Below are 3717 nucleotides of genomic sequence, written 5' to 3' on the forward strand. Positions count from 1 at the left end.
CGAGAAGCGCTCGTCGTCGGCCAACCAGGTCTCGTCATATTCGAACGTAACCGTTTCTTCCCGACGTGAGGCATGGCGCCTGAGCAGCCCCACCGGACGCGGCGAGTCGTCGACATCGATATATACCTCGACATCAGCCATGATCGCCCTTCCCTCTGCCACGCGGCAGCCGGACGCGCTGCGGCAACGCCGCGGTAGCCAACGACTGCCCCACTGTATCGTGGGCAGCGTCGGCAAGATCCTGTAGTCCGCCTAGAAGGCCAAGCGCCAGCAACACGGCTGCATAGATGCCGATGCTCACGCCCGGATCTCCGGCCTCAACGCGCTGCAAAGTCGCTCTCGACGTGAAAGCTCGATCGGCCACCACCGCCATGGTCAACCGGCGGCGGCGACGCGCATCGTGAATATCGGCACCCAATTTTTGCAGCGCCCGCCGGACGCCGGCAGAAGGAGCGTGAGGGGTTGGCATTTTGCTATCTTCGTAAGTCTCTACACGTGCTAATGTATCACGAAGATAACATTTCTATCCCAGCTAGCCTGTACGGCGAATGGGTCTTGTCGAGCCGAAGCGGACATCGTGCCCAGCGGGAAGCGGTCCTTTCGCTGCAGGTCTCTGGCGTGCCACCATCGATGGCAGCATCGCCCTTTGGAACAGTCCGTGCGCCGGTGCTACGCCAAGCAGGTTCATACCGTTCGGCGGTTGCTGGGCGATGACGATGCCGTGCGGCGCTGGTTCGGCGCCGGAATGCTCGACAACGTGGTGGCCGTGCTGGGTCTGGTCGACATCGATGAGCCTTGGGCGCGTGTCCTCACCGCTCGATGACCCGACACGGCAGAATTCTGTCTCGGCGCCGACCGGCTGGTAATGGCCGATCAGCGTCCGAAGAGACAGGCCGGCTCCGGCCCTGAGGGCGGAGCCTCTACGCGACGCTTCACCCTGTTTATTGGAACTCCGTTTCCAGAACGTCCGCCAGCCCAAGTACTCTGACGCGTCTGCCTGACATCGACGAATTCGTCCAAACGAAGTTCTGATGCTCGACGATTTTGTCTGCGGTTAGATGCGGCTTGTCATGGGTCGTGTGAAGGTCGGACACTACCATGGTGCGCAGGCCAAGCAGTTCCGCCCGGCGAGCCGTGGCGTTGACACAGAACTCCGATGCATACCCGCACAGCAGTACGCTATCAATATCCTTTTCCCTGAGTTGCTCCGCAAGCGAGGTGTTCTGAAACGAATCGCCGACAGTCTTGAAGATGGTCCCGTCATTCTGCTCGCGAACCAAGCCGGCGGGTAATTGCCACGCGTCGCTGCCGTGCGCCAGTGGCCCATTCGCATCGCTCTCGTGCTGCACAAAAAAGACAGGGGCATCCTTGCTGCGCGCCGCGTCCGTGACTCGATTGATGCCATCGATCACATCGTTGGCGCGATACGCGGCCGCCTGGCCGCTAAAAAACTTTTTCTGCACGTCGATAACGATGACGGCAATACGGGACATGAAAGCCTCGCAGTTCGTTGGTCATAGGGACGAGTCCCGCAGCACTGACGGAACAGAGCCGTGGTCTGCGGACGGCTCCATTCTCAGTTTTGGTAACGCCGTTACCGAGGAACTCTAGGTAAGCTGCCGCTCGGCAACTCTTCCCATTGTCGACGATATGCCTAGAACCGTCCAATGTCCGCTGTTGGCCGATATTTCTGCCCATGCGGAAAACGGCTCGGGACCAAGCGCCTATCTCACCACTCGCCGATACCGTCAACGTCCCTGACGGTATCAAGCGGGCCTCTACGCATGCCGTTCATCGATACCGTCGGCCATACCGTCAAATTGCGGCGGCTTGGGACTACATAAAAGAGAATTTAAAAAGTCCTCACTCCCACTCAATCGTCGCCGGCGGCTTCCCCGAGATGTCATAAACGACGCGATTGATCCCGCGCACTTCGTTAATGATCCGGTTCGATACCTGCCCCAGCAGTTCATGCGGCAGATGCGCCCAATGGGCCGTCATGAAATCGAGCGTTTGCACCGCGCGCAGCGCGACGACATATTCATACGTGCGCCCATCGCCCATCACGCCCACGCTCTTCACTGGCAGGAACACGGCAAACGCTTGGCTCGTGAGGTCATACCAAGACTTCCCCGTTTCCTTGTCGATCGTATTGCGCAGCGTCTCGATGAAAATCGCATCGGCACGGCGCAGCAAATCGGCGAAATCGCGACGCACTTCGCCCAAAATCCGCACGCCAAGGCCCGGCCCCGGGAACGGATGCCGATAAACCATCTCATGCGGCAACCCAAGCTTCACGCCGAGCTCGCGTACCTCATCCTTGAACAGCTCGCGCAGCGGCTCGAGTAGCTTCAGATTCAACGTCTCGGGCAGCCCACCGACGTTATGGTGGCTCTTGATCGTATGCGTACCCTTCTTGCCCTTCCCGGCCGATTCGATGACATCCGGATAGATCGTGCCTTGCGCGAGCCACTTGGCATCGGTCAGCTTGCCTGCCTCGGCTTGGAACACCTCGACGAATTCGGCGCCGATGATCTTGCGCTTCTGCTCCGGATCCGTAACGCCAGCTAGCTTAGAAAGGAACGCTTCGCTCGCATCGACGTGAATCACACGCACGCCAAGGTGATCGCCGAACGTGGCCATCACCTGCTCCGCTTCGTTCAAGCGCAGCAGACCGTGATCGACGAACACGCACGTCAATTGATCGCCGATCGCACGATGCAGCAGCGCCGCGGCCACCGACGAATCCACGCCGCCGGACAACCCGAGAATGACGTGCTCGCTGCCCACTTGCTCGCGAATCTTCTCGACGGCTTCGTCGATGTAATGCCCCATCTCCCAATCCGCCCTCGCACCGCAAATCTGCAGTACGAAGCGTTCGAGCATCGCACGGCCCTTGACCGTATGCGTCACTTCCGGGTGCCATTGCAGTCCGTAGAAGTGGCGTGCTTCGTCCGCCATCGCGGCGATCGGACACGATTCGGTCGACGCCATAAGCGCAAAACCTTCCGGCATCTGCGTGACTTTATCGCCGTGGCTCATCCACACCTTCAGCATGCCGTGGCCTTCCGCCGTGCGGAAATCCTCGATTCCTTCAAGCAGGCTCGTATGATTGCGCGCACGCACTTCGGCATAGCCGAATTCGCGCACATGACCCAGTTCGACCTTGCCGCCCAGTTGCTCGGCCATCGTTTGCATACCGTAGCAAATGCCCAGCACCGGCACGCCGAGTTCGAATACGGCTTGCGGTGCGCGCGGCGCATCTTCTTCAGTGACCGAGCTCGGGCCGCCGGAAAGGATGATGCCCTTCGGCGCGAATTCGCGAATGAACGCGTCGTCGACGTCGTACGGATGAATTTCCGAATAGACGTGTGCTTCGCGAATACGGCGCGCAATCAACTGAGTGACTTGCGAACCCATGTCGAGGATCAGGATCTTGTCATGCATGGTGGGCACGGATCGATAGTGAACGAATACGGACGCAACGCGAGCCGCGTTGCGGATGAAAGGTCAAACAGCGAGCGCCGCGCAACCGCAACGCGCACGAAAAATACGGCTGAGGTGTCGCAGGCGCGGACGCGCGTGCGGTCAACAATGAAACGGAGGCCGCGGCGCCGCGGCCGGGTGATCCCCCCGTACGTCGCCCATGCCGTCCGCGGCGCGGGTGCGTGCCGACGATGGGGCTGGACCAACGCTCGTCCGAACATTCGGCGCCGG

General features: G+C 60.3%; 4 protein-coding genes. 1 reads left to right on the forward strand and 3 read right to left on the reverse strand.

Features of this window, described 5'->3' with window-relative positions; translation table 11 throughout:
• Positions 1-133 precede the first annotated feature (133 nt).
• A complete protein-coding gene (locus tag ACTHL0_RS18125; protein ID WP_440568208.1) occupies positions 134-469 on the reverse strand; it encodes a helix-turn-helix domain-containing protein in 336 nt (111 codons plus the stop codon).
• Between the two features lie 177 nt (positions 470-646).
• On the opposite strand from ACTHL0_RS18125, the gene ACTHL0_RS18130 reads away from it, so the two are divergent.
• On the forward strand, positions 647-823 hold the full coding sequence (locus tag ACTHL0_RS18130) for a hypothetical protein (RefSeq protein ID WP_440568209.1): 177 nt from the start codon (positions 647-649) through the stop codon (positions 821-823).
• 118 nt (positions 824-941) lie between these two features.
• Here ACTHL0_RS18130 and ACTHL0_RS18135 read toward each other — a convergent pair whose 3' ends face one another.
• Both ACTHL0_RS18135 and guaA read right to left on the reverse strand, forming a co-directional pair.
• Positions 942-1493, reverse strand: coding sequence for an isochorismatase family protein (locus ACTHL0_RS18135; RefSeq protein ID WP_440568210.1), 552 nt, complete (start codon positions 1491-1493; stop codon positions 942-944).
• A gap of 370 nt (positions 1494-1863) precedes the next feature.
• Entirely contained in the window at positions 1864-3447 is a 1584-nt protein-coding gene (gene guaA / locus ACTHL0_RS18140; RefSeq protein ID WP_440568211.1) for a glutamine-hydrolyzing GMP synthase, read from the reverse strand.
• Positions 3448-3717: the final 270 nt, after the last annotated feature.

The sequence above is a fragment of the Trinickia sp. genome (genome assembly GCF_051961175.1).
Classification (GTDB): domain Bacteria; phylum Pseudomonadota; class Gammaproteobacteria; order Burkholderiales; family Burkholderiaceae; genus Trinickia.

Coding starts and splice junctions, on each gene's coding strand:
- ACTHL0_RS18125 (WP_440568208.1), bottom strand. CDS start 469: ATGCCAACCCCTCACGCTCCTTCTGCCGGCGTCCGGCGGGCGCTGCAA.
- ACTHL0_RS18135 (WP_440568210.1), bottom strand. CDS start 1,493: ATGTCCCGTATTGCCGTCATCGTTATCGACGTGCAGAAAAAGTTTTTT.
- guaA (WP_440568211.1), bottom strand. CDS start 3,447: ATGCATGACAAGATCCTGATCCTCGACATGGGTTCGCAAGTCACTCAG.